The organism is Paenibacillus sp. Soil724D2 (assembly GCF_001427935.1).
Lineage (GTDB): Bacteria > Bacillota > Bacilli > Paenibacillales > NBRC-103111 > Paenibacillus_E.
The window spans coordinates 1-4,043 of record NZ_LMRY01000054.1; the positions used below are offsets into that span (position 1 = coordinate 1).

At 39.8% G+C, this 4,043-nt stretch carries 3 protein-coding genes, 1 pseudogene and 1 riboswitch; all 4 genes and pseudogenes read right to left on the reverse strand.

Annotation, left to right across the window (positions count from 1 at the left end; all coding sequences use genetic code 11):
* Window positions 1-1,066, reverse strand: a 1,066-nt coding sequence (locus tag ASG85_RS30335; protein ID WP_200961722.1) for an IPT/TIG domain-containing protein, incomplete at its 3' end; no start/stop codon positions are given.
* A 71-nt stretch (window positions 1,067-1,137) separates the two neighbouring features.
* A complete protein-coding gene (locus ASG85_RS40015; RefSeq protein WP_414858802.1) occupies window positions 1,138-1,431 on the reverse strand; it encodes an IPT/TIG domain-containing protein in 294 nt (97 codons plus the stop codon).
* A gap of 71 nt (window positions 1,432-1,502) precedes the next feature.
* Window positions 1,503-3,315: pseudogene (locus ASG85_RS40020) on the reverse strand (IPT/TIG domain-containing protein); the annotation flags it as partial.
* A 72-nt stretch (window positions 3,316-3,387) separates the two neighbouring features.
* A riboswitch (cyclic di-GMP riboswitch) is annotated at window positions 3,388-3,480 on the reverse strand.
* A 196-nt stretch (window positions 3,481-3,676) separates the two neighbouring features.
* On the reverse strand, window positions 3,677-4,043 hold a 367-nt coding region (locus tag ASG85_RS30345), incomplete at its 5' end, for an IPT/TIG domain-containing protein (RefSeq protein ID WP_200961723.1).

The window sequence follows — 4,043 nt, forward strand, 5'->3', positions numbered from 1 at the left end:
CTTTCACATCTACTGATCCGAGTCCATCTCCTGCTGGTACGATCACTTTCAAACTAGTTTTACTCATATAGGTTGTTGCAGCAGGTTTACCGCCAATCGTAACCTGTGTTACACCATTCACAAAATTTGTTCCACTTACATAGACCAAATCACCACCAGCAATGAGCCCGGAATTCGGTGTAATTGTGGATATTGTAGGCGACGGATACTGAACAGCAGTATATGTATAGGCTCCTGGTAGCGTGAACAAGGCATTGTTCAAATCAGAAACTGCCACATCAACCGTACCTACGGCATCACCTACTGGAACAATGATTGATAATTTCGTTGCAGACATATATGTCGTAGATGCAGGTTTACCACCAACAAATACGGTCATACCTGACTTGAAATTACTCCCACCTATATAAACCATATCACCGCCTGTAATAAGTCCCGTGTTCGGTGTAACTGACGTAATTTCAGGATCTTTTATCAGAGGCTCAATAAATGTATATCCCCCGGTCAATGTAACTTGTTGACCATCTGGGTTTACTACTCTTACATCTACAGCTCCAGCTGGTGCGGAAGGAGTTGTTAATGTAATTTTTGTGGATGTAACTGTATCAATAGGTACTACATTTGAACCGAAGTAGACTTTTACTCCGTTTACAAAATCACTTCCGCTGATCGTTACTGCTTCCCCTCCTAGAGTTGAACCGCTTTTTGGCGTTATTTGGCTAATAGCCGGCGCTACTGGAGGTGCAATAAATGTATATCCTCCGGTCAATGTAACTTGTTGGCCATCTGGGTTCACCACTCTTACATCTACAGATCCTGCTGGTGCGGAAGGAGTTGTTAATGTAATTTTTGTGGATGTAACTGTATCTACAGGTACTACATTTGAACCGAAGTATACTTTTACTCCGTCAACAAAATCACTTCCGYTGATAGTTACTGCTTCTCCTCCTACAGTTRAGCCGCTATTAGGCGTTATTTGGCTAACAGTCGGTGCTGCTGGTGGAGCTGGAGGTGCAATAAATGTATATCCTCCGGTCAATGTAACTTGTTGACCATCTGRRTTCACTACTTTTACATCCACAGGTCCAGCTGGCGCTGAAGGAGTTGTTAATGTAATTTGTGTGGATGTAACTGTATCTATGTAACTTGTTGACCATCTGRRTTCACTACTTTTACATCCACAGRTCCAGCTGGCGCTGAAGGAGTTGTTAATGTAATTTGTGTGGATGTAACTGTATCTACAGGTACTAMATTTRAACCGAAGTAGACTTTTACTCCGTCYACAAAATTACTTCCGCTGATMGTTACTGCTTCTCCTCCTAGAGTTGAGCCGCTATTAGGTGTTATTTGGCTAACAGCCGGCGCTACTGGAGGTGCAATAAATGTATATCCTCCGGTCAATGTAACTTGTTGACCATCTGGGTTCACCACTCTTACATCTACAGCTCCAGCTGGTGCTGAAGGAGTTGTTAATGTAATTTGCGTGGATGTAACTGTATCTNTAACTTGTTGACCATCTGGGTTCACCACTCTTACATCTACAGCTCCAGCTGGTGCTGAAGGAGTTGTTAATGTAATTTGCGTGGATGTAACTGTATCTRCAKGTACTACATTTGAACCGAAGTAGACTTTTACTCCGTCTACAAAATTACTTCCGCTGATAGTTACTGCTTCTCCTCCTAMAGTTRAGCCGCTATTAGGYGTTATTTGGCTAACAGCCGGCACTACTGGAGGTGCAATAAATGTATATCCTCCGGTCAATGTAACTTGTTGACCATCTGGGTTCACGACTCTTACATCTACAGATCCAGCTGGCGCTGAAGGAGTTGTTAATGTAATTTGTGTGGATGAAACTGTATCTACAGGTACTACATTTGAACCGAAGTATACTTTTACTCCGTTTACAAAATCACTTCCGTTGATCGTTACTGCTTCCCCTCCTAGAGTTGAACCGCTATTAGGTGTTATTTGGCTAACAGCCGGTACTGCTGGAGAAATAGGAATTATATTATAGCTGTAATTTGTTGTTGCCTTCTGGTTATCTGGATTTGTCACTGTAACTGTAATTGAACCTGGGTTCCCCGGGGGTACCGTCGCTATAATTTTCGTACTGCTTACAACTTGAATATTGGTTGCGCTAATAGCTCCGAATGAAACTGTGGCACCGGGTCTAAACTTACTTCCGTTGATTGTGGCTGTTTCCCCTCCAATAGGACTTCCACTATTATTGACTATGGATGTTATTACTGGAGCTGGAAATATCACGTTCAGATTAGCATTTGATATTAATTTTGACCGAGAAGCACCAGCATAATCGAAGTAAGATATATTCGAAGTTGCAGCTGCTACTGGCAGACTTCCCGTTTTATTAGGATCTCTTGGTTTAATTCTGTATTTAAACACAAGATCGTTATTTTTCAAATGTTGTATATTCCATGTGAGTGTGTTTCCTGAAACGGTTGGTTTCAAACTATTATTATCATAGGATCCCGGTACGACGTCGAAATCCGGCGATACGGTATCCGTGACAACAACATTAAAAGCGCTTTCTATGCCGGTTTCTTTAACTATATTGGCATAAATCTCCGGAAGCCCTGAAGTTCCAAGGACGAAATGGTGAAACTGTGGCGTTGAGGCCAATTCTTTTAATCGAATATTAGGTTTACTAGTTTCTGGGTTATCGTTAGGCGATAACAAGGCAATTGTATAGAAAACTATACCTGCATTCTTGGCTGCTTGAGCCTTCTGTAATGCGTTATCATAAGGATTTTGAGTAGCATCTGTCATAATAATAATAACAGGTTGCGCTTCAGGGCGATGGTTAGCTAAAGCAAGAGTTGCCAGATCAATAGCATTTCCAGTATCGCTCGCACCGTTAGCGGTTAATCGGTCTATGTAATTTTTTGCTACTGTCTTATCAGTAGATAATGGGAGTGTATTTGTCTTTTGTTTATTACTGAAATCTACAATTCCAATCCTATCCTTACTAAAGTCAATTAGATCAATAAAACCTTTTGCTGAATTTTTAGCCGCTGTAATCTTAGTGACACCACTACCATAGCCTGAATTCATGCTTCCTGATTTATCTAAAACTAAAATAATGTCTTTTGGTCTATTACCTAGGGGTACACCTTTTAGATTTATATTTACTTCCGCATCTTGCTCTGTAGTTATCGTAGTTGGGTTCACAGTTTTTGAAACAGAAACATAATCATTCACTGCTGCGTTCGCTTGAGTTGCAAATGAAGTAGGAATTCCATTAACAGCTAATAAAAAAGCTAACGCGAGAAAAACAATCTTATGAATTCTTCTCATTATTCTTCCTCCTTTTTATATTTAAAAAAAATAAAAACAATAGCAGATTGCTATTGTTTAAAAAAACTTAAACTCTGCAACCTGGCAATCTTAATAGTTTCTTAGTCCTATTGAAGACCCATGGCTTTGCGTCCCTACATTTCTATAGGTTTGCCAAATATTTTATTGTAATAGTTCTAACGTACTATAAACTTAATTATATGTCGAATTTCTATTATTTTCAATTAATTTCTTATATTTCCCCTAATATTTTCATATATTATTACTTATGATTGTTTTTAAATATACAGTATGTTGAATCAAGTCACTTTTCTGCAGTAACAGTAAAAAAGGACTGCCAAGCGGGCAGTCCTTTTTTTATTTAAAGAATCGTAAACGAGAACACATTACTTATTTGTCCATCTGCATTGACGACAGTAATGTTAACGGCACCGGCACCAGTAGGTACATAGAACTTTACTCGAGTCGCACTCAAGTAAACTGTTGTAGCCTGAACGCCATTGACGTATACTTTCGAAGCACTTGAATAGTTGGCACCATTAACATAAATCAGCGAACCAACTGTACCGCTATTGGGTGACATACTCGTAATAGTCGGTGCAGGAAGGACTGGTCCATTATCATATGTGAAGTTTGTCGATGCGGTTTGACCATTCAACAACGTTAAGACAAGAGGTACGACTCCAGTTGTTGGGCTGGCCGGAACAATTACTTTCAAGCTTGTACCG